The organism is Tateyamaria omphalii, from assembly GCF_014651375.1.
Taxonomy (GTDB): Bacteria; Pseudomonadota; Alphaproteobacteria; order Rhodobacterales; family Rhodobacteraceae; genus Tateyamaria; species Tateyamaria omphalii.
In genome coordinates this window covers 23,217-47,339 of sequence record NZ_BMWT01000005.1, presented here as the reverse complement: position 1 = coordinate 47,339, position 24,123 = coordinate 23,217, and the positions used below count along the sequence as shown (strand labels likewise).

General features: G+C 59.1%; 22 protein-coding genes and 1 tRNA gene. 11 read left to right on the top strand and 12 right to left on the bottom strand.

What is annotated here, in order from left to right; all coding sequences use genetic code 11:
* Positions 1 to 2: 2 nt before the first annotated feature.
* Genes IE087_RS16610 through cysS form a run of 5 tightly spaced genes read right to left on the bottom strand, consistent with a single transcriptional unit; the run spans position 3 to position 4,762 of the window.
* The gene (locus IE087_RS16610; protein ID WP_189370499.1) at positions 3 to 767 is read right to left on the bottom strand and encodes a squalene/phytoene synthase family protein; all 765 of its coding nucleotides are present in this window, start codon (positions 765 to 767) and stop codon (positions 3 to 5) included.
* Positions 764 to 1,489, bottom strand: a complete 726-nt coding sequence (locus tag IE087_RS16605; RefSeq protein WP_189370498.1) for a class I SAM-dependent methyltransferase — start codon at positions 1,487 to 1,489, stop codon at positions 764 to 766. Before IE087_RS16605 ends, IE087_RS16610 begins: the two co-directional genes overlap by 4 nt.
* Entirely contained in the window at positions 1,486 to 3,102 is a 1,617-nt protein-coding gene (cimA, locus tag IE087_RS16600) for a citramalate synthase (RefSeq protein ID WP_189370497.1), read from the bottom strand. Before cimA ends, IE087_RS16605 begins: the two co-directional genes overlap by 4 nt.
* Positions 3,099 to 3,254 (bottom strand): hypothetical protein, encoded by a 156-nt coding sequence (locus IE087_RS16595; protein ID WP_189370496.1) that lies wholly within the window; start codon positions 3,252 to 3,254, stop codon positions 3,099 to 3,101. The genes cimA and IE087_RS16595 overlap by 4 nt, the downstream gene beginning before the upstream one ends.
* Positions 3,251 to 4,762, bottom strand: coding sequence for a cysteine--tRNA ligase (cysS, locus tag IE087_RS16590; RefSeq protein WP_189370495.1), 1,512 nt, complete (start codon positions 4,760 to 4,762; stop codon positions 3,251 to 3,253). Before cysS ends, IE087_RS16595 begins: the two co-directional genes overlap by 4 nt.
* Positions 4,763 to 4,975: 213 nt before the next feature.
* On the opposite strand from cysS, the gene IE087_RS16585 reads away from it, so the two are divergent.
* A complete protein-coding gene (locus IE087_RS16585; protein WP_189370494.1) occupies positions 4,976 to 5,332 on the top strand; it encodes an MmcQ/YjbR family DNA-binding protein in 357 nt (118 codons plus the stop codon).
* 113 nt (positions 5,333 to 5,445) lie between these two features.
* On the top strand, positions 5,446 to 6,618 hold the full coding sequence (locus IE087_RS16580) for a pyridoxal phosphate-dependent aminotransferase (protein ID WP_189370493.1): 1,173 nt from the start codon (positions 5,446 to 5,448) through the stop codon (positions 6,616 to 6,618).
* A 2-nt stretch (positions 6,619 to 6,620) separates the two neighbouring features.
* Here the strand turns inward: IE087_RS16580 and IE087_RS16575 are convergent, their stop codons facing one another.
* Positions 6,621 to 7,208 (bottom strand): outer membrane protein, encoded by a 588-nt coding sequence (locus IE087_RS16575; protein WP_189370492.1) that lies wholly within the window; start codon positions 7,206 to 7,208, stop codon positions 6,621 to 6,623.
* 391 nt (positions 7,209 to 7,599) lie between these two features.
* Here IE087_RS16575 and IE087_RS16570 point away from each other — a divergent pair, with 391 nt between their 5' ends.
* On the top strand, positions 7,600 to 9,141 hold the full coding sequence (locus IE087_RS16570) for a trimethylamine methyltransferase family protein (protein ID WP_189370491.1): 1,542 nt from the start codon (positions 7,600 to 7,602) through the stop codon (positions 9,139 to 9,141).
* Between the two features lie 449 nt (positions 9,142 to 9,590).
* Here IE087_RS16570 and IE087_RS16565 read toward each other — a convergent pair whose 3' ends face one another.
* The gene (locus IE087_RS16565) at positions 9,591 to 9,839 is read right to left on the bottom strand and encodes a penta-EF hand family protein (protein WP_189370490.1); all 249 of its coding nucleotides are present in this window, start codon (positions 9,837 to 9,839) and stop codon (positions 9,591 to 9,593) included.
* A gap of 238 nt (positions 9,840 to 10,077) precedes the next feature.
* Here IE087_RS16565 and IE087_RS16560 point away from each other — a divergent pair, with 238 nt between their 5' ends.
* Entirely contained in the window at positions 10,078 to 10,545 is a 468-nt protein-coding gene (locus tag IE087_RS16560) for an RNA polymerase sigma factor (RefSeq protein WP_189370489.1), read from the top strand.
* Between the two features lie 303 nt (positions 10,546 to 10,848).
* On the opposite strand, the gene IE087_RS16555 is transcribed toward IE087_RS16560, so the two are convergent.
* Complete coding sequence (locus IE087_RS16555; RefSeq protein WP_189370488.1) at positions 10,849 to 14,508, bottom strand: vitamin B12-dependent ribonucleotide reductase; 3,660 nt, start codon at positions 14,506 to 14,508, stop codon at positions 10,849 to 10,851.
* A gap of 593 nt (positions 14,509 to 15,101) precedes the next feature.
* Here IE087_RS16555 and IE087_RS16550 point away from each other — a divergent pair.
* Entirely contained in the window at positions 15,102 to 15,488 is a 387-nt protein-coding gene (locus IE087_RS16550; protein ID WP_189370487.1) for a hypothetical protein, read from the top strand.
* Between the two features lie 7 nt (positions 15,489 to 15,495).
* On the opposite strand, the gene IE087_RS16545 is transcribed toward IE087_RS16550, so the two are convergent.
* The 4 genes from IE087_RS16545 to pdxH all read right to left on the bottom strand — a co-directional run bounded on the left by IE087_RS16545 (position 15,496) and on the right by pdxH (position 17,366).
* A tRNA-Pro gene (locus IE087_RS16545) sits at positions 15,496 to 15,572 on the bottom strand.
* Between the two features lie 55 nt (positions 15,573 to 15,627).
* The gene (locus IE087_RS16540) at positions 15,628 to 16,101 is read right to left on the bottom strand and encodes a DUF192 domain-containing protein (RefSeq protein ID WP_189370486.1); all 474 of its coding nucleotides are present in this window, start codon (positions 16,099 to 16,101) and stop codon (positions 15,628 to 15,630) included.
* A gap of 2 nt (positions 16,102 to 16,103) precedes the next feature.
* Positions 16,104 to 16,673, bottom strand: coding sequence for a cold-shock protein (locus tag IE087_RS16535; RefSeq protein WP_189370485.1), 570 nt, complete (start codon positions 16,671 to 16,673; stop codon positions 16,104 to 16,106).
* 87 nt (positions 16,674 to 16,760) lie between these two features.
* Positions 16,761 to 17,366: a pyridoxamine 5'-phosphate oxidase gene (gene pdxH, locus IE087_RS16530; protein WP_189370484.1), complete on the bottom strand. Its 606-nt coding sequence runs from the start codon at positions 17,364 to 17,366 to the stop codon at positions 16,761 to 16,763.
* Positions 17,367 to 17,511: 145 nt separating this feature from the next.
* Between pdxH and fabI the strand changes: the two genes are divergently transcribed.
* The 6 genes from fabI (at position 17,512) to trpE (ending at position 24,111) form a co-directional block, all read left to right on the top strand.
* Positions 17,512 to 18,318, top strand: a complete 807-nt coding sequence (gene fabI / locus IE087_RS16525) for an enoyl-ACP reductase FabI (RefSeq protein WP_189370831.1) — start codon at positions 17,512 to 17,514, stop codon at positions 18,316 to 18,318.
* Positions 18,319 to 18,321: 3 nt separating this feature from the next.
* Positions 18,322 to 18,930 (top strand): LysE family translocator, encoded by a 609-nt coding sequence (locus IE087_RS16520; protein ID WP_229801429.1) that lies wholly within the window; start codon positions 18,322 to 18,324, stop codon positions 18,928 to 18,930.
* Positions 18,931 to 18,933: 3 nt separating this feature from the next.
* Positions 18,934 to 19,437, top strand: coding sequence for a xanthine phosphoribosyltransferase (gene gpt / locus IE087_RS16515; protein ID WP_189370483.1), 504 nt, complete (start codon positions 18,934 to 18,936; stop codon positions 19,435 to 19,437).
* 66 nt (positions 19,438 to 19,503) lie between these two features.
* Positions 19,504 to 20,679 (top strand): aminotransferase, encoded by a 1,176-nt coding sequence (locus tag IE087_RS16510; protein WP_189370482.1) that lies wholly within the window; start codon positions 19,504 to 19,506, stop codon positions 20,677 to 20,679.
* Between the two features lie 76 nt (positions 20,680 to 20,755).
* The gene (locus tag IE087_RS16505; RefSeq protein WP_189370481.1) at positions 20,756 to 22,603 is read left to right on the top strand and encodes a peptidylprolyl isomerase; all 1,848 of its coding nucleotides are present in this window, start codon (positions 20,756 to 20,758) and stop codon (positions 22,601 to 22,603) included.
* Positions 22,603 to 24,111 carry an anthranilate synthase component I gene (gene trpE, locus IE087_RS16500; RefSeq protein ID WP_189370480.1) on the top strand — a complete coding sequence of 503 codons (1,509 nt, stop codon included), beginning with the start codon at positions 22,603 to 22,605 and terminating at the stop codon, positions 24,109 to 24,111. The genes IE087_RS16505 and trpE overlap by 1 nt, the downstream gene beginning before the upstream one ends.
* The last annotated feature ends 12 nt before the right edge of the window (positions 24,112 to 24,123 follow it).

Here is a 24,123-nt window from a genome sequence, read left to right as displayed (position 1 = left end):
GGCTACAACATCGCACGGCCCGTCACAGCACTGAAACTCAACCGCCAAGGTGCCGCGGTCGGCACGCGGCCCTCCCCGACGAGCGCGGGATCACGCACGATCTGATCCAAGAGCGACCGGGCGCCAATTGCAGGCCAAAGCGCAGCACGCGCTGACGTGGGCAATCGCGGAGCCGTAAGGCGCATCCTGATGCGCCGCGCCAACGCGGCAACACCATCATGTGTGCCATCAAGCAATGGAATACGCCCCGCCTCTTCCAGCTTGGGAACCGCCCGCAAAAACGCGACAAGCCCAGCGGCCAAAGCAACAGACCGCACCGCAGCTTCCTGATCAGGCGGTGCTCCAAGACACTCGGCCGCGGTCCACATCAGGTGACCAGCCGTCTGATCCAGGTAACGATCAAAATGCGCCTCATCTTCGAACGTGTCGCGGTACATATCCCAGCGCCGCGCCGCGACACTTTCGTCCAGCCGCCGCGCCATGCCCGCCGTCAGTACGTCCGCCAAGGGTTTCGTGACCTCATGCTTGCGCACCTGTCGACCCTCTGCGATTTCCTCCAGCGCATCCCGCCACCATTGCAGACGCATCTCGGCAATCATTGCCTCTTGCGTGACCCAAGGCGCGCGCGACACCTCGACATTCAGAGCATAGAGCGGGAACAGCACTGCGCGCGCCGACACCGGCGCCGCCATCACCGTCCGAAATCGATCAGGATCCCCCTGTTCGACAATCCGCGCGCAGGGGATGACCTCCGTGGGCAGGCTCATTCCGGGGCCACGATCAACAGGGCATAGGCGATCTCGTCCTTCGCCGCATGCCACAGATCAATCTCGCGCTGGCATGCGCCCATGGCTTCAGTGACCGCTGGATCGGTGTTGATCGTGTGCAAATGGTCAATCCGGGCCTGCATCGGATCATAATAGGCCAGCCAGGGCGCACCCACGATCATGCGATGGTCCAGCACCCGGTAACCAGCGGCAGACACACGCGCCTCTATCCCGGCAAGATCGGTGATCTGCGGGTACTCTTCCCAAAACGCCGTTGCGTCGGTCGACAAGGGCCCCAAAGCAACCGGTTCGGAAAAAGCGACATGCCCCCCAGGTTTCAACGCATCACGCCACAGGGTCAGCCCCTCGGTCACGCCCAGAAAATACAGCGCCCCGGCACACCAGATCAGGTCATAGGTCCCACCCGGCTCGGCCATACTGCCAAGCTCAACACGCACACGGTCCCCGAACGGCGCAAGACGCGCTTGTGCATGGGCCACGAACGGTTCTGTCGTATCAACCGCCCTGATCCGCGCCTCGGGCAAAGCTTGCGCCAAGGTGACAGTGTCGCCCCCTGTCGCGCAGCCCGCGTCAAACACGTCAACCGCGCCGGACATACCGATCCGACCCAAGGCCCAATGCACGTCCTCCGGCGCACCCGGCCCTTCGCGCGGCAGGTCCTTGTGGACCTCCAGAAAAGCGGACCATTGTTCAGGCGTCATTCCGCACCGTCCCGTACCAGCTTCCACCGGATCGCATCCAACAGCGCCTCAAACGACGCATCAACTATGTTCGCTGACACACCCACGGTCGACCATCGCCGCCCCTGTCCGTCCTCACTGTCGATGATGACCCGGGTCACGGCCTCGGTCCCGCCTTGCGTGATCCGCACCTTGAAATCGACCAGACGTATATCCTCGACATTCTTCTGATACCGGCCCAAATCCTTCGCCAGCGCCTTGGCAAGCGCATTCACGGGGCCTCGGTCAGTCCCAAGCTCATCCATGGATTCCGACACGGACAACATCTTCTTCCCATCGACCTTCACCACGACAACTGCTTCGGACAAGGACACCATCCGGTCCCGCTTGTTCTTGCGGCGCTCAATGGTCACGCGGTAGCGCTTCACCTCGAAGAATTCCGGCAACAAGCCCAACTCATCCCGCGCCAGCAGCTCGAACGACGCCTGCGCGGTGTCATAGGAATATCCGGCATCCTCGCGCGCCTTGATCCGATCCAGAATGCGCGGCAAGGCCGGGTCTTTCGCAGGCACATCCAGCCCCATCTCGGCCAAGCGCTTGCGCAGGTTCGACTGCCCCGCCTGGTTCGACATCGGAATGATACGCGCATTGCCCACCGTGTCCGGTGCCACATGCTCATAGGTGGTCGGGTCCTTCAGAATGGCCGATGCGTGCAGCCCGGCCTTGTGCGCAAAGGCAGAGGCCCCGACAAAGGCCGCCTGCTTCTGCGGCACCCGGTTCAGAATATCATCTAGCATCCGGCTTGTCCGCGTCAGTCCCGCCAGTGCGTCCATCGACACACCTGTCTCGAATTGGCTGGCATAGGGCTCTTTCAACAGCAGGATCGGGATGATCGACGTCAGGTTCGCATTCCCACACCGCTCGCCCAGCCCATTGAGCGTGCCTTGGATTTGCCGCGCACCCGCATCGACGGCGGCCAGCGACCCGGCCACAGCGTTTTCGGTGTCATTGTGGGTGTGAATGCCCAGACGGTTTCCATCGATGCCCGAGGCAATCACCGCCTTGGTGATGGCATGGATGTCATGCGGCAGCGTCCCGCCATTGGTGTCACAGAGCGCAATCCACCGCGCACCTGCGTCATAGGCAGCGTGGATCGCCTCAAGCGCATAGTCCGGGTTGCTCTTGTAGCCATCAAAGAAGTGCTCGGCGTCAAAGATCGCCTCGCGCCCGTTGGCGACCAAATGGGCAAAGGTGTGCGCGATGTTGTCCGTATTCTCGGCCAAAGAGATGCTAAGGGCCTTTTCCACATGGAAATCGTGGGTCTTGCCCACCAGACAGACGGCTGGCGTCCCGGCATTCAGGACGGCCGCCAGGACATCATCATTCTCGGCACTGATCCCAGCCCGCTTGGTCATACCAAAGGCGGTGAAAGTGGCGCTGGTCTTGGGCGCGTCCTCGAAAAACGCGCTGTCGGTCGGGTTGGCGCCCGGCCAGCCGCCTTCGATGTAGTCAATGCCAAGAGTATCCAGCGCTTGCGCAATCTGGTGCTTTTCAGGGGTCGAGAATTGCACGCCTTGGGTCTGCTGCCCATCGCGCAACGTGGTGTCGAAAAGATAGAGGCGATCTTTGGTCACAACACGTCCCCAATCTTCTCTGCTCCAGCCGTGGCGCGAGCGTCACGGCCAGCCCCCGACTGCCCCGTCACGCCAAAGGCGTGCTGACGCACGACGCGGGGGCTACCCCCCCACCCGCGGTCGAGGTCTGGCCTGTGTTCGGAGCAGATCATTCCAGCCCCTCCAGTTTTGAGGGATCGAAGCCCGCAGCAGGAACCAGCTCGACGCCAGCCTTTGACATTCGAACCTCCACACCGGCCCTGGTAAGGCTGGCTTTCATGGCATCAACGGCGGAAAAGTCTTTCGTTTCCATCGCCTCCTTGCGAGCAGCCAACAGCCTCGCCGTCCAGATATGCAATTCGTCGGTGTGCGGGTCGCCAGCCCAAACTTCTTGCCACCATTTGCTTTCTAGTGGCCCCGGAATGCCCAATAGCTTCATTCCTCCGAGCAATGCGGTCAGGTTTCCCTCGCGATAGTATTTATGCAGCACCGCAATAGCGCCCGGTGTGTTCAAATCATCTTTCAATGCTTCAATCACTTCAACGGGCAAGTCTTGAGAGCCAATACGATCTAACGAATGGTACCATCTGTGCAGCGTGTCTTCCGCCTCGGCCCGCTTCTTCTGGGTCCAATCCATCGGCTTCCGATAATGCGTCGACAACATCACGAAGCGTATCACGTCCCCCGGCACATGCTGATCCAAAAGGTCCCGTACGGTAAAGAAGTTGCCCAGAGACTTGGACATCTTCTTGCCCTCGACCTGCAGCATCTCGTTGTGCATCCAAACTTGCGCGGACGCATCTTCACCATCACAGGCTCTGCACTGCGCGCGCTCGTTTTCGTGATGAGGGAAGAGCAAATCCAACCCTCCACCGTGGATATCGAATTGCCGCCCCAACAGCTTCCTAGACATGGCCGAGCATTCGATATGCCAACCCGGTCTGCCAAACCCCCAGTCGCTTTCCCAGCCGGGCTGCTCAATAGTCGAAGGTTTCCACAAAACCGAGTCCATCGGGTTTCGTTTACCCTCACCTATTTCAGCTCGTGACCCTGCGACCATGTCTTCCAGTGTTCTGCCAGACAGATCTCCATATGCCAGGCCATCATCGCGGTTTTCGAGAGCGTCAACAGAAAGAAAGGCGTGAGATGGAACCCGATTACTATCCAGATAGACATACTGCGCTCTGGAATTGTGCCCTATGGTCGCCGCTACAACATATGCAAAATCCTTTGCTATTAGCTCCGAAATCATTTCCTTCATCTCTTCGATGTATCGCGTGGCACGGGGCGCGGCTTCGTCGGTCACTTGCCCCTTTAGAGCCGGACGCAACGCGTCGAGCTCGTCCATATCGGCGTGATACCAACGAATTGTCTCCTCGGTCCGTTCACGGATCAGCTCTTCCAGCGTCCCCTCGGCACCCGCCTCTTTCCGCGCAAGTGCGGTTGCGTTGATCTTGTCATCCACGTCCGTGAAGTTCCGCACGTAAGTCACTGCATCTTCGCCATAAACATGGCGCAGCAGCCGGAACAAAACATCAAACACAAGCACGGGTCGCGCATTGCCCAGATGCGCGCGGTCATAGACCGTGGGGCCGCAGACATACATGCGCACATTGTCGGGATCGAGAGGCTTGAACACCTCTTTCCGGCGGGTCGCAGTGTTATGAAGCTGGATCGTCATGGCAGGGTCTCGCAAGGCATGAATTCGGGCGCAGGGTTGGCGCGGGCCTAGCAATTCTGATCTGTCATGGAAACAAAGAACCGGCCCGCCGAAGAAATCAGCAGATAATGCAGCAAATGATGCAGATGGTCCGGGTCATAAACTGTCAGTAGCGCGCAGGGGTGACACCGGTCAACCCTTGTTTCAGCGCACTGGCCCCGGCACAGTCGGACCATGACACTTGATGACGCAAACCGCATCTGCGCCGCCCTGCCCGGCGCTTGGTATCACTCCAGCGCCGACGGCGGGCTTGAGGCGTGGAAAGTCGGCGACAAGATGTTTGCCTGCTACGGCCACGCGCTTGATGAGATTTCGGTCAAAACCGCCGACCCGGAAAACGCTCAGTTCCTGATCGAGATCGGAGCCGCCGAAAAAGCGAAATACTTCCACCGCTCTTGGGTCCGCATCCCCTTCGATCACCCCGGCGTAGACGCCCTGCAAGATCGCATCTACACTTCCTACGGTATCATCCGCAACAGCCTGCCCAAGAAGGCCCAAGCCGAACTTGCCGCATGGCAGGACAACACCTGATCTTCTTCTGACCGAAAATACCACGGGGGCGTGGGGGCTGGCCCCCAGTCCATGTGTTGACATCCCCCGCCCCCTCTGACCCCTTGGCGCCAACACATGCCAAGGAGCCAAACATGAACCTCTCCCAACGTATGCAAACGCTGACAGGCGGCGGATCAGATGGTTGGGACGTGTTCATCAAGGCCCGCAAGATGATCGCGAACGGCACCCCCGTGACCGAACTGACAATCGGCGAACACGACATTCGCACAGCCGCCCCGATCCTGCAGGACATGCACAAAAGCGCGCTTGGCGGGCACACCGGCTACGCGATGGTCCCGGGCACGGACACATTGCGCGACACCGTGGCAAAACGAACCACGGAACGGACAGGCGTTGCCACAACCCGCGACAACGTCCTGATTACCCCGGGAGGGCAATCGGCCCTCTTTGCCGCCCACGCCGCGGCCTGCGATCCCGGCGACACGGCGCTTTACCTTGACCCGTACTACGCCACCTATCCCGGCACGATCCGCGGGGTTTCCGCAATCCCCCACGCGATCCAGACCCGGGCCGAAGACGCCTTCCAGCCCCGCGCTTCAGACATCGCCGCGCATGCCACAAACGCCAAAAGTCTGCTGATCAACTCCCCCAACAACCCGACGGGCACGGTCTATTCCCGCTCCACGCTCGACGGGATCGCACAGGTGTGCATCGACAACGACCTCTGGCTGATCTCGGACGAAGTCTATGACACGCAAGTTTGGGAGGGCGAACATTTCTCACCCCGCTCCCTGCTCGACATGGCAGAGCGCACTCTGGTTGTTGGTTCCATGTCCAAAAGCCACGCCATGACTGGCTCACGCTGCGGCTGGGTGATCGGGCCGGAAAATGTGATTGCGCACCTGATCACCTTCGCCACGCACACGACCTATGGCGTGCCCGGGTTCATCCAGGACGCCTCGGTCTTCGCACTGGATCAGGGCCCTGACTTCGAAACAGAGATCGCCGCACCGTTCAAACGCCGCCGCGCCATCGCGCAGCACGTCTTGTCCGGCCAGAACACCATTGGCCTGATCCCGGCCCAAGGGGCTATGTACCTGATGCTTGATATCCGTGCGACTGGGATGACAGGCGACGACTTTGCCAACGCCCTTCTGGACGAGCACCATATCGCGGTGATGCCCGGCGAAAGCTTTGGACAAGCCGCCGCCGGCCACGTTCGGGTCGCCATGACAATTGACGACGCCGACTTTGAACAGGCACTGCGCACGCTCACGACATTTGCCGAAGCGCGCGCAGCCTGAGATCAGAAGCGGATCGAACCGCGCACGGTCAAGGTCGTGGCATCTGCCTCGACGCCCGTGCCTCCAATATCGTCAAAGCTGTGCTCCAAGAGCTCGGCCCCGACAGTGTAGCGATCGTTGATCTGGTAGGCCACGCCGATACCATAGAACTCACCGGTCTCTGAACCGATCGACGTATCCAAATCAGCAACACCCGCGGTGAAATAGCCCAGCGTCCGACCAAAATCGTACCCTGCCTGCAGTTTCAGGCGGGCGACACTGTCGACATCCGCAGCCCCATTCAGGTCGATGTCGGCGAAATCATAGTCAAGCTCACCACCCAGGACGAACGTCCCGAAATCGTAGCGGTACCCGACATGCGCACCGTATAGAATGTCGTCACCATCCGCAGCGCCAGATCCATCGACGTCGCCATAACCCAACTGCAAACCGGCATAACCACCCGTCCAGTCGCCGCCAAACGATTGCACCGGCGCGGGAGGCGGGGGTACAGGCGCCACAGGTTCGGGTGCCGGGGGCTCAAGGCTGCCAGCCAGAGCCGGGCTTGCCAGGGCCGTTGCCAACCCAATCGCAAAAATGCGCATCTTCATAAGTCTGCTCCTTTTTTCGTGGCACAACGCGATCACGCGCCGCCCCGTACACAACTGTGGATGACGCGGCACAGTTCCAGCCCCCAGCGCTTATAGTGCTGTGACTGCGCATCAGACCGCCCAAATCCATGCCAAGTTGCAGCAACAAGCCGCGCGCAACATGTCGCAAACAGACAAGACAAGCGACGTTTCGCACGTCAGCGTGACGAAGCGTGACATGTTGAAACAAAGGTGACAGGGGAGTCGCACGTCGTGCAGGGCACCTTTAGCAAGATTTCACTGGTGGCACGGACCATCGGGGCCGAACGCGGCAGGGCCGCGCGCGGGCGACCAGTATTGGTGTGATCTGACCGCACTCGATACATCGCACACTTGCCCATGGACTATGAAAATGAACGACCAAACCCCCTCTCGCTCTGGCGGCCGGGCCGCACGCCGTGCTGCGCGCGCCACCGCCCTCCCCGACCATCTGCGCCCCGTGCGCCCCGGCCTTGAGGGTGGCCGCTACAATCCACTGACCGACTCAGAGGTTCAGCGCATCCACACGGCTGCACTGGACGCTCTCGAAACCATCGGCCTCGCCGATGCGCCGCCGTCCGGCGTAGAATACCTGACCAGTGCGGGCGCAATCCTGGGCGACGACGGGCGCATCCGCTTCCCGCGCGCACTTGTCGAAGACACCATTGCAAAGGCAAACAGGTCGATCACCCTGTGCAGCCGCGACGGCAAGCATGACCTCGATCTTAGCGGCTCCCGCGTTCACTACGGCACGGCTGGTGCGGCTGTGCACATGGTGGATATCGATGGCCAGAACTACCGCGACAGCACAGTCCAGGACCTGCACGACGCAGCGCGCATATGCGACGTGCTCGACAATATTCATTTCTGCCAACGGCCTATGATCTGTCGTGACATCCCCGACACGGTCGAGATGGAGTACAACTCGGTCTACGCCTGCGTCTCCGGCACAACCAAACATATCGGCACCAGCTTTTCCGAACCGCATTGCGTGGCGCCTGCGGTCGAAATGCTGCACATGATTGCGGGCGGGGAAGACGCCTGGCGCGCACGCCCCTTCGTCTCAAATACGAACTGCTTCGTCGTGCCACCGATGAAGTTCGCCTCCGAAAGCTGCCAGGTGATGGAGGAATGCATCAAGGCCGGGCTGCCCGTTCTGCTTCTCTCTGCGGGGATGAGCGGCGCCACTGCCCCCTCAACCATCGCAGGCGCCATCGTGCAGGCTGTGGCCGAGTGCCTCGCGGGCCTCGTCTATGTCAACGCGGTCAAACCCGGCGCCCCAGCCATCTTCGGCACATGGCCATTCGGTCTTGATCTGCGCACAGGCGCGATGTCCATCGGATCAGGTGAACAAGCATTGCTGTCCGCCGGATGCGCCCAGATGCACCGGTTCTATGACCTTCCCGGCGGTGCTGCGGCCGGGGCGACAGACAGCAAGCTGCCCGACATGCAGGCCGGGTGGGAACAGATGTGTTCGAATGTCATGGCGGGCATCTCGGGATTGAACATGGTCTACGAAGCTGCGGGCATGCACGCATCGCTTCTGGGCTTCTGCCACGAAAGCCTGATCCTCGGCGACGATATCATCGGACAGGCCCTGCGTTGCACCCGCGGGATCGAAGTGACGGACGAAACACTGGCTCTCGACCAGATGGCAAAGGTATGCATGGAAGGTCCCGGTCACTACCTTGGAACCGAACAGACACTATCGCGTATGCAATCGGACTGCGTCTATCCGACCTTCGGCGACCGCACCTCGCCCAAGGAATGGGTCGAACTGGGCAAGCCGGACCTTTTGGAAAAAGCGGCGGCGCGCAAGCTGGAAATTCTCGCCAGCCGTCCAGCTGCAGCCCTCGACTTTGCCCTTGATGCGGACATTCGCGACACGTTCAACATCCATCTGCCAAGCAGTTGACCCAAAAATAGAGAGCGGGCACCGCCTTACAAAAGCGGTCCCTCTTCCCTGTTTCAAAAAGTCCTCCCCGAAGGGTCGGTCCGCAAACAGCCGTGACATGGCCATTGCGGGCTCAGATCTCGACAAACCCAATAATCGCGCCGCTGTCAGGCGAACTTCAGGTGTTTCCGAAAATCCGGAGGCGAAACATCCTACATCACCGCACGTTGCGTTAACCTCACGCCGACCGTCCGTTGGGGGTGTACAGGGGGTGCACGGATGCTGCACGGGGGGTGACACCCTGCTGCTGGCCTTCATCTTCATGAAAACAAGGTGAATCCGCAGCCGAATCCAACCCAGCCACTCTTCACACAAAAAAATGAGGCCCGGCCCCTGGGGGGAGACCGGACCTCACACCCCCACCCTTTACCACGCGGACAATGACACGCGGCAAAAGTCGGGTGTTCGGGTTAACCGTCTGTGGGTGGCATCAGGCCCGCTTCTTGCGCGGCGGCCACTTCATCTGCATCCAGAGCGCCATCGGCGTTCAGATCCATCGCGGTGAAAACATCCGAGGTTACGTCGGGAAAGCTTGCTTGCACTTCGTCGATGGTCAGCACGCCATCCCCATTCGTATCGAGCTCCGCTGCACCTTCGGCCACTGCAAAGGCCGGGATGGTGAGCGCTGCTACGAAAGTCAGAGAAGCAATCTTGGTCATTAGTGAACTCCTATCGAGTTTGGTTGTTTCAGGGGCCTGTTTCCGGCGCCCTTGATGTACATGAGCACAAATTTCGGGACTGCACCCCCTTCCCGGCTTCACCCCTTCCAACCGCGCAAGCGCCTGCCGATCCCGGCGATTGCCATGCGCGGCGTGCTGCCCAAAAAGAGGGGGCAAACCCAATCGGCGAAAACCCCCGGGCTATTCAAGCGGAGACAGAAAGATCAGCTTCGCGGCCATGAAACAGGCCAAAAAACTTCTCCGTCTTGTGCCACTCATCCCTGTGTTAGAGCAGCGTGCACAGAGGCTGACAGATGAAAGCGCCGAGGCAGAAGACCTTGTGCAGGACACGTTGCTCAGCCTGTGTCAGCGCCTGAACGACGGTCATCGGATCGAGAACATGCCTTCTTATGCAATGCGCACCTTGTCAAACCGGGCGCGCAACGGTTTTCGGCTGCTTGCCACTGAAAAACTGGAGGAAGAACACGCCCTGACCGAACCAGAAGCCTTGTTACGTCTGGATTGTGCGGACACCCTTGCCGCAATTGCGAAGTTGCCCAAACCACAGCGCGAGTTGATGGAACTCCTTATTGCAGGGGAGACTTCACCCCTTGCCCTGGCAAAAGCAACGGATCTGCCCTTGGGGACTGTTATGTCCCGCCTCTCTCGTGCACGTGCAAAACTGCGGCTTCTCCTAGCAGAATAACCACAAGACTGGCCGCTCCCTTCGCGGGCGGTGGCTGGGCGAATTTGCGCAGCAAAGAGAACACCACCGCCTCAACAGAAAAAGGGGGACCAAAAGGCCCCCCTGTGAGTTTCGCCGTTCAGGCTCAATATGTTAACCGCCCGGTACTTTTCTGCCTGCGGCCTGAACGTCGTCGGGGGCGAGCGCACCCGCCCCGTGTGAAGGTGGGAAGGACTTCAAGTACCGCCCCACCCGTCTCGTCGGGAGCCAGACCGGTCCAGCCAGCCCGGCCCCCTCGCGCCCCTTCCCCGGGGTGCGTAACTCTTAGCTACACCCAGACGTTGCGCCGCAGGTGTTGCACTTCATGCAGGTGCCGTTGCGCACCAGCGTGTAGTTGCCGCATTCGCCGCAGGCTTCGCCTTCGTAACCCTGCATCTTGGCCTTGGTGCGCGCATCCATGGTGGTGGTGGCCGCCGTGACGGTCGTGGTCGACACAGATGCCGCACCGTTCACTGCCACTTCGGGCACAAGCGTCTGCAAGGCGACCTCTGCGTCCATTGTGACCTCTTCCGCCATGCCGCCCTGCAGCACCACCAGATCCTGGGGCAGACGCTTGCGCAGATAACCGGTGGAGCTGATTTGCTTCAGCACTTCCAGGGACTTTGACGCGGCAGTCTCGGACAGCTCAGAGACGTTGGACACGCCCTCTTCTTCGCCGCGACCGATGTCGTCAAAGGTCGCACCCTCGGGTTTCACGTGCGCCAGGTCCGTACGGTCAAGGTAGGACACGGCCAGTTCGCGGAACACGTAGTCAAGGATCGACGTCGCGTTCTTGATACTGTCATTGCCTTGAACCATGCCCGCAGGTTCGAACTTGGTGAAGGTGAATGCATCCACGAACTCTTCCAGCGGAACACCGTATTGCAAACCGACGGACACGGCGATGGCAAAGTTGTTCATCATTGCCCGGAAGCCAGCACCTTCCTTGTGCATATCGATGAAGATCTCACCCAGATTGCCGTCTTCATACTCGCCCGTCCGCAAATAGACCTTGTGGCCGCCAACGATGGCTTTCTGAGTGTAACCCTTGCGGCGCTGAGGCATCTTTTCGCGGTGAGACTTCACAATCTCCTTCACAACGATCTTCTCAACAATCTTCTCGGCGAGAACGGCGGCTTTCTCTGCGGGTGCTCCGCTTTCCAGAACCTCCTGCGCGTCCTCGTCATCCTCGACCAGCGCTGCGGCCAGAGGTTGCGAGAGTTTCGAGCCGTCGCGGTAAAGCGCGTTTGCCTTTACCCCAAGCGACCAAGACAACTCGTAAGCGCGTTGGCAGTCCTCGATGGTCGCATCGTTGGGCATGTTGATCGTTTTGGAGATCGCACCAGAGATGAACGACTGCGCTGCGGCCATCATAGTGATGTGGCTGTCAACACTCAGGAAACGCTTGCCTTTCTTGCCGCACGGATTGGCGCAGTCGAAGATGTGGTAGTGTTCTTCCTTCAGGTGTGGCGCCCCTTCCAGCGTCATCGTTCCGCAAACATGGTCGTTTGCAGCGTCGATATCAGCCTTGGAGAAGCCCAACGACTTGAGCAGATCAAAGGTTGGATCGTTCAGCTTTTCAGCTGGGATGCCCAACACACCGGTGCAGAACTCTTCGCCCAGCGTCCACTGGTTGAAGACAAAGCGGATGTCGAAGGCGCTTTCCAGCGCGGCGTCCACCTTAGCCAGCTCATTGGCACCAAAGCCGTGACCGGTCAGCGTCGTGTGGTTAATTGCCGGAGCGTTGCCAATTGACCCATGACCCACGGCATAGCTGATGATCTCTTCGATCTGGGCCGAGCCATAGCCGAGGTTCTCCAGCGCCGCAGGCACTGAGCGGTTGATGATTTTGAAGTAACCGCCACCAGCCAGCTTTTTGAACTTTACCAGGGCAAAGTCCGGCTCGATCCCCGTAGTGTCGCAGTCCATGACCAGACCGATGGTACCGGTGGGCGCGATAACTGTGGATTGCGCGTTCCGGTAGCCATGTGCCTCGCCCAGTTTCAGCGCTTCATCCCATGTGCCCATGGCTACGTCGATCAGGCGTGGATCTGGGCAGTTGGCGTGGTCGAGAGCGACAGGTTTCACCGCCAGCTTCTCGTAGCCTTCGGTCGCGCCATAGGCGGCATTGCGGTGGTTGCGCATGACACGCAGCATGTGGTCAGCGTTCTTTTGGTAACCAGGGAATGGGCCAAGTTCGCCTGCCATCTCGGCTGAAGTGGCATAGGATACGCCGGTCATGATCGCAGTCAGCGCACCGCAGAGCGCACGGCCCTCGTCACTGTCGTAACCGTGGCCCATGTTCATCAGCAGGCCGCCAATGTTGGCATAGCCCAAACCCAGCGTGCGGAAGTCATAGGAGCGCTGCGCGATTTCCTTCGAAGGAAACTGCGCCATCATGACCGAGATTTCCAGCGTTACAGTCCACAGGCGGGACGCGTGCATGTACTCTTCGACTTGGAATTTACCATCTTTCAGGAAGGTCAACAGGTTCATCGAAGCCAGGTTGCAGGCCGTATCGTCCAGGAACATGTACTCTGAACATGGGTTCGAGCCCCGGATTTGCCCGTCCTCAGGGCATGTATGCCAGTCGTTGACCGTGTCGTGGTACTGAATGCCCGGGTCGGCACAGGCCCATGCCGCATGGCCCACCTGCTCCCACAAGTCGCGCGCTCTGACGGTCTTGGTGATCGACCCATCAACGCGATTGATCAGTTCCCAATCAGCGTCCTTCTCGACCGCTGTCAGGAACGCGTTGGTCACTCGGATCGAGTTGTTCGAGTTCTGGCCCGAAACCGAGCTGTAGGCCTCGCTGTCCCAGTCCGTGTCGTATGTGGGGAATTCAATGCTGGTGTGACCCTGCTTGGCGTAGTCCAGCACCCGCTTGATGTAAGTCTCGGGGATCGCAACCTTTTTGGCTGCTTTCACTGCATCCTTCAACGCGTTGTTTTTCTTGGGATCATAAGCGTCTGCTTCGGCGCCATCCCATGTGCCGATGGCTTCAAAGATGCCGTTCAGCTTCTCTTCGTGCATCTTGGACCCGGCGACAATCGACGCCACTTTTTGCTCTTCGATTACCTTCCAGTTGATGAAGTCTTCGATATCCGGGTGGTCGGCATCGACAATCACCATCTTGGCGGCACGACGGGTGGTTCCACCCGACTTGATTGCCCCCGCTGCACGGTCACCGATCTTGAGGAAACCCATCAGGCCTGAAGACTTGCCGCCGCCAGAAAGGCTCTCGCCCGCTGCGCGCAGACTGGAGAAGTTGGTGCCGGTGCCCGAACCGTATTTAAACAGGCGCGCCTCGCGGACCCACAGGTCCATGATGCCGCCATCGTTCACCAGGTCATCTTCGACCGATTGGATAAAGCAAGCATGCGGCTGCGGGTGTTCGTAGGAAGACTTGGATTTGGTCAGTTTGCCAGTCTTGTAGTCGACATAATGGTGACCCTGGGCCGGTCCGTCGATGCCGTAGGCCCAGTGCAGGCCCGTGTTAAACCATTGTGGGCTGTTCGGTGCGGCGCGTTGTGTTGCCAGCATGTGGCGCATTTCGTCATAATAAGCGCGCGCATCTTCCTCGGTCGTGAAGTAACCACCCTTCCAGCCCCAATACGCCCATGCACCGGCCAAGCGGTCAAAGACTTGCTTGGACGACGTTTCGCCGCCCATTATGGCGCCATCGGCTGCTTCAGACCGCCACAGAAACTCAGGAACGTCCTTTTCTTCAACCTTCTGCAGCTTGGACGGCACGCCGGCCTTGCGGAAGTATTTTTGTGCGATGACGTCGCTGGCCACTTGGCTCCACGAATTCGGAACCTCGACCTCGTCCAACCGGAACACCACAGTCCCATCCGGATTGCGGATCTCGGACGTTGTCGTCACGAAATTAAGCGCCGCATACGCATCCTGACCGGCTTTAGTGAACTGTCTTTCAATCTTCATCGCGCTGCCTCATTCCCAGCTGGTGTTCCGAAAGGTGCGCCTGACGTTGCAGGGCCCCGTGTTTATGCCGGCACAAAGTCACTGAACCACCCCGCAGACACTGATGTGTGGCTGCAAAATCCGCTGATGATACGGTGTTCCCCTGTCCCTCGTGCCCGGCGCTTCGCCCATAGTGTTGACCACTAAATATTGTGGTGAACCACCCGGCCCACACAAACTGACGTATTCAGAGGGTTCACGTCAACGACATTTTAAAAGTTTTTTGACATCTTTTTTCTTGACCGGAGAGGCCGGTTTTGCGCGTCGGCACGGCTTGCGATTCACTTCGTTAACGAGAGGTTGTATCGGCCAAATTTCGTCCACGGCACTCATCTGAAAAACTCGAACCAATCGGCTTACTTAGTCCAACCTGTGGATGCTTCACGTGAAGTTATCCACAGTAAAGGCGCGCGACCAAAGAAAGGTTTTGCCGCGCTGCGGAAAATGTGGTCAGGTCGACACATCCCGGAGCAGAGGCCCACAAAATGCGACCAATCATAGCTTGTTTCGCGGTCGCACTCAGCGCCTGCGCACCACAATATGTAGAAAGAGTAGTGACTGACGAACAAGACCTGCCTGTTCGTCGCGCGACATTTGCCGCGAATCCCGCGCAGCTCGATGAAGCGTTCCGTTCGTCCTGTGACGCTCCGGGTGACAATTTGCGGGTTGTATCGCGTTCTGTCATCCAATGCCGAATTCTGCCGCCACCAGACGTGGCAGCATTTCTTGTCCTGCAATATGATGGTGCTCTCGAAGCGCCAACACTTGTCGTTCAAAAGGAAACGGACAAGACTGATGGCGATATTGTTGTGGAATTGTCCTACTTTGCCGAAGTTGTGCAAAAATCAGGCAATCCACGGCGCATCTACATCAAGCAACCAGCGCTCGATCAATTGATGGACCAACTGCTCGTCGCAACAGGCGGCATTGCATCAAACTAGGTGGAAATGGTCGGAGCGAGAGGATTCGAACCTCCGACCCCCTGTACCCAAAACAGGTGCGCTACCAGGCTGCGCCACGCTCCGACCGTGGCGCTGTCTTAGACGGGGCCGACGCAATTGAAAAGCCCAAAGCGTGCAATCAACAGGGCCAAACAGCGATATCTTGATCAAAGCTGGGGTGTCGCATCTGCGTCCCCTCTTGAATCCCCATCATACGGGCCAGCCCGCCATTGATTTCGAGAACGTGAGTGAGTCCGTCCCCACCGGGAATCGGTGTTTCATCCAGTGGGACGGCCTCGTGATGAATCTTGGTTACGGTTCCGGTCGGATCAAGGAACAGCATATCAAGCGAGATCAGGGTGTTTCTCATCCAGAACGACAATGGTTGAGGCCGGGGGTAGACGAAAAGCATCCCTTCGCTCGCAGCCATGGACGGTCGGTTCATCAGCCCAATGGCCCGCTCTCGATTGGTATCGGCGATCTCAACGTTAAACCGGGCCGAACCGAACTCACCCCGAAGCCAAACCGTCGCGTCATTGCACTTTGCTGCAACTGCTTGCGCAAAAAAACAGAAAACCAGTGCAAAGAACGCCCGATGGCACGAGCGGTGCATCGTCAACGGTCCTTTTTTGCCAGCGCAGCTTCCCATGCCAGCACTTCCGCCGCCATGTGACCCCGTTTTCCGTCAATCACACGCAACGCAAGAGCTTCGCCAGGCTGAAGGTCCGACAGGCCGGAGCGGCGCAAGACTTCCACATGCAAGAACACATCTTCGGAACTGCCAAACACATTGGCAAAACCGAATCCCTTACCCTTATCGAACCATTTCACGCGTCCCGGCTGCAAGGGCGCCTCTGACACGTCATGCTGGTCCATTTCAGCCAGATCATTAAGGGAGGACGAATCCGTATGGTCTGGAGGCGTTATAGACTTGACTTCAACGGCTTGAACGCCGCGTTCCGTACGCTGTACGCGCACATTGACCTTGGCCCCGTCCGCGACGGACGACTGACCAAAATTTCGCAACACATTTACGTGCAGCAAAATGTCGGGACCGTCGGAATTGGCCACAATGAAACCGAACCCTTTCACAGGGTCGAACCACTTCACGGTCCCGGTGACCACATCCGTATCTTGACTGTGTTCTGACAAGACTTGTCTTTCTATGAGTGCATTATGCCGCATACCAAGACTTGCGCCATTTTGACCTCTGAATTCAAGCATGAATTACCGCTATAAATTCAGATGTTTACATTTCACGCTACGTGAAATTCACGGACTTAGGCGCGTCACTTGCCATGCAGAGCCGGGTTTTTCACGTCGCCAGCAGAAACGATCATGTAACCGGAAGGCGCCGTCTGCCCAGAATTCTATCTCGACCGGCACGATCCTGTAGCCGCCCCAAAACGGTGGGCGGGAAGGACTGGTGCCGTGCTGCGCCGTGACCTTGGCCACCGTAGCCATCAGCGCGGCACGGCTGTCCAGCGGCGCGCTTTGGTCTGACGCCCATGCCCCAAGGCGCGATTTAAGTGAACGGGATGCATAATAGGCGTCAGCCTTCGCTCCCTCTTCTTTCTCGACAATACCGCGCACCCGTACTTGCCGCCGCAGCGACTTCCAATGCATCACAAAGGCAGCCTTGCCCGCGTGGTCCAGTTCCGCAGCCTTCGCGCTGGTGTAATTCGTGTAGAAGACAAAGGCATCATCTTCGACTTCTTTCAGCAAGACCATGCGGACATTGGGCAGGCCGTCGGCATCGACAGTGCTCAGTGCAATGGCGTTTGGGTCGTTCATCTCTGTGCCTTCGGCATCGCTCATCCACGCGCGGACAATATCAAAGGGATTTTCGCCAGCGAATTTGCCCGCTCGATCTGTCATGTCAGCCTCCTGTCCAGTTTTCAAACAGCTAACCTTCGACGCTGGCAGGTTCAACTGCCGCCCCTCTCTTGATGCGTCTGGGGCAATGGCCTAAAGCTGACCGCCAGACACAAAGCCGACAATGAGGGACGGTATGGGCAGTGACATGGCGAGCAATTTGATGACGGGCAAGCGGGGTCTGATCATGGGTCTCGCCAATGACAAATCCATCGCATGGGGAATTGCACGGACCCTGGCCGATGCTGGCGCGGAACTTGCGTTCTCGTATCAAGGGGATGCGCTCAAGAAACGCGTCGATCCTCTGGCGGCGCAGTTGGGCAGCGATATCGTCCTTCCGTGCGATGTCGGCGACGAAACCTCGATTGATGCTCTTTTCGAGGCACTCAAGGATCGCTGGGGCACGTTGGACTTCATCGTCCACGCCATTGGCTTCTCGGACAAGAATGAGTTGCGTGGGCGCTACGTTGATACCAGCCGCGGCAATTTCGCGCTGACCATGGATATCTCGGTCTATTCGTTCACTGCCGTGATGCAGCGGGCTGAAAAGATGATGACCGATGGTGGTAGCGCGCTGACCCTCACCTATTACGGCGCCGAACAGGTCATGCCGCACTACAATGTCATGGGTGTCGCCAAGGCCGCACTCGAGGCATCGGTCAAATATCTGGCCGAGGATCTGGGCAAGGACAACATTCGCGTCAACGCAATCAGCGCCGGCCCAATCAAGACCCTGGCCGCCTCCGGCATCGGTGATTTCCGCTACATCATGAAGTGGAACGAATACAACTCGCCGCTGCGCCGCAACGTAACCATCGACGATGTTGGCAAATCCGCACTGTTCCTGCTCAGCGATCTGGGGTCTGGCACGACGGGCGAAAACCTGCACGTTGATGCTGGATACCATGTGGTCGGCATGAAGGCCGTCGACGCCCCAGACATTGAAAAAGGGTAACGGATGAGCCTGACGCTGGCAGAACTAATAGCTTTCAATACGGTCCTTTTGGCTGCGCTGCTTTCTCCCGGTGCGGCCATGTTGTTTATCACCAAGGCGACCGTAACAGGCGGTCGCGCGGCTGGCATTGCGACCGGTGTTGGTCTCGGCACCGCTGCCGCGATGTGGACGATGGCAGCGCTATTGGGTCTTGAGGCTGTCTTTACACTCTTTCCTTGGACCTATACCGCGCTCAAGATCGGTGGGGCGCTCTACCTGATATGGATTGCGATCCAAACATGGCGACATGCACGTGACGAGCTTGGCGATGCACCGAGGCCACGCGGACAGGCAGTATTGTCAGGAATGCTCTTGAACCTGGGCAATCCGAAGTCGATGCTGTTTGCGGCCGCCGTGATTGTCGTTGTTTTTCCTAAAGGGCTCGCACCAGCAGATATTGCTGCGATCGTGTTGAATCACTGGCTGCTTGAACTGGCGTTCTACACGCTTCTCGCCCTTGCGCTCAGCACACCGCACATTCGACGCGGTTATGTCAGCCTCAAACCTGTTTTCGACCGCATCGCGGCCACACTGCTAGGCGCGCTTGGCGTGCGCCTGATCCTGGAGAAGTAAACAATGGCAGACCGCCTCCCCCATGAAAAAGGGTTCCACATCAGCTGGGATCAAATCCACCGCGACAGCCGGGCGCTGGCGTGGCGCCTTGATGGGCAAGGACCGGATGAAGGCGCGTGGCGGGCCGTCGTGGCGATTACGCGGGGCGGCATGGCACCGGCCATGATCGTCAGCCGCGAGTTGGACATTCGCACCGTGGATACGATCAGCGTCAAATCCTACCACCACCAAAGCCAGGGCGAGGTTGAAGTGCTCAAGGCACCTGACGCCGAACTGATGGGCGACGGCACGGGTATCTTGGTGATCGACGATCTGGTCGATTCTGGCCGCACGCTTGAGGTGGTACGCGAACTATACCCCAAAGCGCATTTTGCCACCGTCTATGCCAAGCCCAAGGGCGAACCGATGGTCGATACGTTCATCACAGGCGTCAGCCAGGACACGTGGATCTTCTTCCCCTGGGATATGGCCCTGCAATATGTCGAGCCTTACCGCGGCACCGACTGAGAACGCACGCACCGGGCCCGCCAAACGACCGCCGGAGGTTCCGGCGCTTTCAAAACGAGCACTCACATGACCACGACACGCACCGCTTCCACATTCGCCCCTCCGGTGATGGAGGCGCGGCGCTGGATCGAGGGCGTCACCTTCCCCGAAGACCGTCCGCTGATCAACGTCAGCCAAGCGGCGCCGGTTGATCCTCCTCCCGACGCGCTGCGCCAAGCGATGGCAGATGCGGCGCTCACCAAAGATGATGCGCATCTCTACGGTCCGGTTCTGGGCATGGCGGCCCTGCGTGCAGGATTGTCAGAGCAGATCAATCGCCACTACGGAGCGAACACGAGCGCAGCCAATGTCGCGATCACATCCGGCTGCAATCAAGCCTTTGCATCAGCAATCGCAACGCTGTGCGAGGAAGGGGATGAAGTTATCCTGCCAACCCCATGGTATTTCAACCATAAAATGTGGCTGGATATGACTGGCGTCACCTCTGCACCGCTGCCCGTGGGCGACGGTATGCTGCCGGATGTCGCGGCCGCCGACGCCCTGATCACCGACCGGACGCGCGCCATTGCATTGGTCACGCCAAACAACCCGGCAGGCGTTGAGTACCCCGATAACCTCGTGCTCGCCTTCTTCGAACTGGCAAAGGCGCGCGGGATCGCCCTAATCGTTGATGAAACCTATCGCGACTTCGACAGTCGCAGCGGTGCGCCGCATGCCCTGTTCCAACAGGATGGATGGGAGAATACGTTCATCCATCTCTATTCGTTTTCCAAGACATACCGCCTGACCGGCCACCGGGTCGGTGCATTGGTGACATCCTCGGCGCGGTTGGCTGAGGCTGAAAAGTTCCTCGACACCGTTGCGATCTGTCCGGGGCAGATCGGACAGTACGCCGCTCTTTGGGGGCTGGAAAACCTTGGTGACTGGGTCGCGGGGGAACGCGACGAAATCCTCGCGCGGCGCAAGGCCATTACCGATGGACTTCCCGTGCTGGCAGACAAAGGGTGGGAGCTCATGGGGCTGGGTGCCTATTTCGCCTACATGAAGCACCCGTTTGACATGTCGTCAGCCGACCTTGCCCCGAAACTGGTGCAAGATCCCGGTATCCTGTGCCTGCCGGGCACAATGTTTTGGCCCGAAGGTGCCTCTGAAGGACGCCAGCAATTGCGCATTGCCTTTGCTAACCTTGACGCCAGCGGCATTAGTGACCTCTACACAAGGCTGTCAGCGCTGAGCCTTTGAATCCAACGGCTCTTGCCCGTCTCAGGCAGTGCCGCTAGACATCCTCAACCGCAACGACACCCGTTAGAAGGCGCACATGGCCAAGAGCAACACATCCATCTCGAAAATCGCCGTTTGGATCCTTCTGGGCCTCTTGTTTGTGGGCCTCAGCCTTGGCTTTGGCCTTGATGGTCTGGGGGGCACAATCCGCACCGTGGGCAAGGTCGGCGACAAGCATATCGACGTCCAAACCTATGCAAACACGCTGCAACGCGAGATGCAGGCAGTTGGCCAGCAAACAGGCGCGCCCCTGACCTTTGCCCGTGCCCAAGCCATTGGTCTGGATCAGGCTGTTCTGGCCCGTCTGGTCCGCGCCCGCGCGCTGGACCATGAAGCAGGCGAAATGGGCCTGAGCGTTGGTGACGAAACAATCCGCGACGAAATCCTGAACATTCCGGCGTTCCGCGGCCTTGATGGTTCGTTTGACCGCGATGCCTACCGGTTCACCTTGGACAACCAAGGCACCAGCGAATCCGAATTCGAAAATCAACTGCGCGAGGAAGTATCTCGTTCGATCCTGCAGGGTGCCATCGTTTCAGGTGTCAGCATGCCCGAAACATACGCCCGCACGCTGGTCTCCTTTCTTGGCGAAACACGCGACTTCACATGGGTGCGTTTGGGTCAGGCTGATCTTGAAACGGCACTGCCCACACCCTCGGACGAGGTTTTGCGCGCGTATTACGAAGACAACCTTGACGACTACGAACTGCCCGAAACCAAGCGCATCACCTATGCCGCTCTGCTGCCCGACATGATCCTGGACTCAATGGAGGTCGAGGAAAGCACCCTGCGCGCCGAATACGACGCGCGGGCAGATCAATACAACCGTCCCGAACGGCGCCTTGTTGAGCGTCTGGTCTATCTTGATGCGGATGCCGCTGAACGCGCCGCCGCGCAGCTTGAGGTGGACGGCACAACATTCGAAGCGCTGGTGACAGAGCGCGGGTTGGAACTGGCCGATGTCGACATGGGTGACGTAAACCGTCTTGAACTGGATGCCGCAGGCGAGGCTGTTTTCAACGCCGAGGTTGGCGATGTCGTTGGTCCCCTTCCCTCATCGCTTGGCCCGGCGCTGTTTCGCGTGAACGGCGTCCTGCCTGCTCAGATCATCAGCTTTGAGGATGCCGAGCCACAACTGCGGCAGGAACTGGCCCTGGACGCCGCACGGCGGCAGGTCGCAGTTCTGGCCGAAGAGTTCGACAACCTGCTGGCAGGCGGCGCAACGCTCGAAGAATTGGATTCCGAAACCGACATGCAGCTGGGTACCATTGACTGGTTCCCGGTCATGGGCGACGGAATTGCAGCCTATGATGGCTTCCGCGATGCCGCTGTGGAACTGACCCAAGACGACTTCCCGGAAATCGTCCAGCTGGACGATGGCGGTATCGTCGCCATGCGGATGGACGACCTCCTGCCGCCGCGCCCTGCCCCGTTTGAGGAAGCGAAGCTGAACGTTCAAGGCAACTGGGAAGCGGAGCAAACGGAAAACAGGTTAACCGAAAAGGCCGAAGCCCTGCTGCCTGCATTGGAAGCAGGCGAAAGCTTTGCCAGCCAATCCTTGGATTCTATCGTCGAAACCGATCTGGACCGCAGCGCGTTCGTACAGGGCACGCCCCCCGCATTCATGCCTGCCGTGTTTGAAATGGAACCCGGCGACGTGCGCATTATCTCGGGCTATGGCGCAGTGCTGGTTGTCCGACTTGATGCGGTCAACGAGACCACTGACACGCCGGAAGTGCAGGCCGAAACAGAAGCGCTCAGCGCCGAGATGGGCCAACTTCTCGCCAGTGAAATCTTCAACATCTTCGGCGAAGACGTTGTGCTGCGTGCAGGGACGCAAATCAACCAGCAGGCGTTGGACGCCGTGCACGTGAACTTCCCCTGATGGCACTCGTTCCCGATTTTGACAGCTTTGCCGCAGCCTATGCGGAAGGCCAGAACCAAGTGGTTTACACCCGGCTTGCGGCAGACCTGGACACGCCCGTGTCCCTGATGCTGAAGCTGACGGGTGCTCAGAAAGATGCGTTTGTACTTGAGTCCGTCACCGGCGGTGAGGTGCGTGGTCGATACTCGATCATTGGGATGAAACCTGATCTGATATGGCGATGTGACGGCGAAGCCTCCTCGATCAACCGCATGGCCCGCTATGATGCAGATGCGTTCGAGCCGCTGGAGGGCAACCCGCTTGATGCACTGCGCGCCCTGATCGAAGAAAGCCGCATCGACCTGCCCGATAATCTGCCACAAGCTGCCGCGGGCCTGTTCGGCTACTTGGGTTATGACATGATCCGGCTGGTTGAACGCCTTCCAGACATCAACCCCGACCCGCTTGGCTTGCCAGATGCGCTGATGCTGCGCCCGTCGGTCGTTGCCGTTCTTGATGGTGTAAAGGGTGAGGTCACTGTCGTCTCGCCTGCATGGGTCAGCGATGGCCAATCGGCGCGCGCCGCCTATGCTCAGGCCGCAGAACGGGTGATGGACGCCGTCCGCGACCTTGAACGCGCAATGCCGGTTGAAACCCGTGATCTGGGGGACGCAAGCCCGCAAGCCGAACCGGTGTCGAACTTCACCAAGGATGCCTACAAGGCCGCTGTCGAAAAGGCGCGCGACTACATCAAAGCGGGCGACATCTTTCAGGTCGTACCGGCACAACGTTGGACGCAGGAGTTCCGGGAGCCACCCTTCGCACTCTACCGGTCGCTCCGGCGCACGAACCCGTCACCTTTCATGTTCTACTTCAACTTCGGTGGGTTTCAGGTCGTGGGTGCAAGCCCCGAAATCCTGGTTCGTGTGTTCGGCAACGAGGTTACGATCCGCCCGATTGCAGGCACCCGTCCCCGCGGGGACACACCCGAAAAGGACAAGGAACTGGAAGCCGATCTGCTGGCCGACAAGAAAGAGCTGGCAGAGCATCTGATGCTATTGGATCTCGGCCGCAACGATGTGGGCCGTGTGGCCAAGATTGGCACCGTCCGACCGACTGAGGAGTTCATCGTCGAACGCTACAGCCACGTGATGCACATCGTCTCGAACGTCGTGGGTGAACTGGCCGAGGGAAAAGACGCGCTTGACGCCTTCTTTGCCGGGATGCCCGCTGGCACCGTATCTGGCGCGCCAAAGGTCAGGGCGATGGAAATCATCGACGAGTTGGAGCCGGAAAAGCGCGGTGTGTATGGCGGCGGCGTAGGATACTTCAGTGCGGGTGGCGACATGGACATGTGCATCGCCCTGCGGACAGCCGTTGTTCAGGACCAAAAGCTGTACATCCAAGCTGGAGGCGGCGTTGTCTATGACAGCGACCCCGAGGCGGAGTTCATGGAAACAGTGCACAAATCTGGTGCCATTCGGCGGGCGGCTGCAGACGCCGCGCGCTTTGGCGGCGGCAACCAGTGACACACAGACAGA

Coding starts and splice junctions, on each gene's coding strand:
- cysS (WP_189370495.1), bottom strand. CDS start 4,762: ATGACGATCCAGCTTCATAACACTGCGACCCGCCGGAAAGAGGTGTTC.
- IE087_RS16540 (WP_189370486.1), bottom strand. CDS start 16,101: ATGCACCGCTCGTGCCATCGGGCGTTCTTTGCACTGGTTTTCTGTTTT.
- gpt (WP_189370483.1), top strand. CDS start 18,934: ATGGCAGACCGCCTCCCCCATGAAAAAGGGTTCCACATCAGCTGGGAT.
- IE087_RS16570 (WP_189370491.1), top strand. CDS start 7,600: ATGAACGACCAAACCCCCTCTCGCTCTGGCGGCCGGGCCGCACGCCGT.
- fabI (WP_189370831.1), top strand. CDS start 17,512: ATGGCGAGCAATTTGATGACGGGCAAGCGGGGTCTGATCATGGGTCTC.
- IE087_RS16585 (WP_189370494.1), top strand. CDS start 4,976: ATGACACTTGATGACGCAAACCGCATCTGCGCCGCCCTGCCCGGCGCT.
- IE087_RS16510 (WP_189370482.1), top strand. CDS start 19,504: ATGACCACGACACGCACCGCTTCCACATTCGCCCCTCCGGTGATGGAG.
- IE087_RS16520 (WP_229801429.1), top strand. CDS start 18,322: ATGAGCCTGACGCTGGCAGAACTAATAGCTTTCAATACGGTCCTTTTG.
- IE087_RS16605 (WP_189370498.1), bottom strand. CDS start 1,489: ATGACGCCTGAACAATGGTCCGCTTTTCTGGAGGTCCACAAGGACCTG.
- IE087_RS16610 (WP_189370499.1), bottom strand. CDS start 767: ATGAGCCTGCCCACGGAGGTCATCCCCTGCGCGCGGATTGTCGAACAG.
- IE087_RS16535 (WP_189370485.1), bottom strand. CDS start 16,673: ATGCGGCATAATGCACTCATAGAAAGACAAGTCTTGTCAGAACACAGT.
- IE087_RS16505 (WP_189370481.1), top strand. CDS start 20,756: ATGGCCAAGAGCAACACATCCATCTCGAAAATCGCCGTTTGGATCCTT.
- IE087_RS16560 (WP_189370489.1), top strand. CDS start 10,078: ATGAAACAGGCCAAAAAACTTCTCCGTCTTGTGCCACTCATCCCTGTG.
- trpE (WP_189370480.1), top strand. CDS start 22,603: ATGGCACTCGTTCCCGATTTTGACAGCTTTGCCGCAGCCTATGCGGAA.
- IE087_RS16555 (WP_189370488.1), bottom strand. CDS start 14,508: ATGAAGATTGAAAGACAGTTCACTAAAGCCGGTCAGGATGCGTATGCG.
- IE087_RS16595 (WP_189370496.1), bottom strand. CDS start 3,254: ATGATCTGCTCCGAACACAGGCCAGACCTCGACCGCGGGTGGGGGGGT.
- IE087_RS16565 (WP_189370490.1), bottom strand. CDS start 9,839: ATGACCAAGATTGCTTCTCTGACTTTCGTAGCAGCGCTCACCATCCCG.
- IE087_RS16580 (WP_189370493.1), top strand. CDS start 5,446: ATGAACCTCTCCCAACGTATGCAAACGCTGACAGGCGGCGGATCAGAT.
- pdxH (WP_189370484.1), bottom strand. CDS start 17,366: ATGACAGATCGAGCGGGCAAATTCGCTGGCGAAAATCCCTTTGATATT.
- IE087_RS16575 (WP_189370492.1), bottom strand. CDS start 7,208: ATGAAGATGCGCATTTTTGCGATTGGGTTGGCAACGGCCCTGGCAAGC.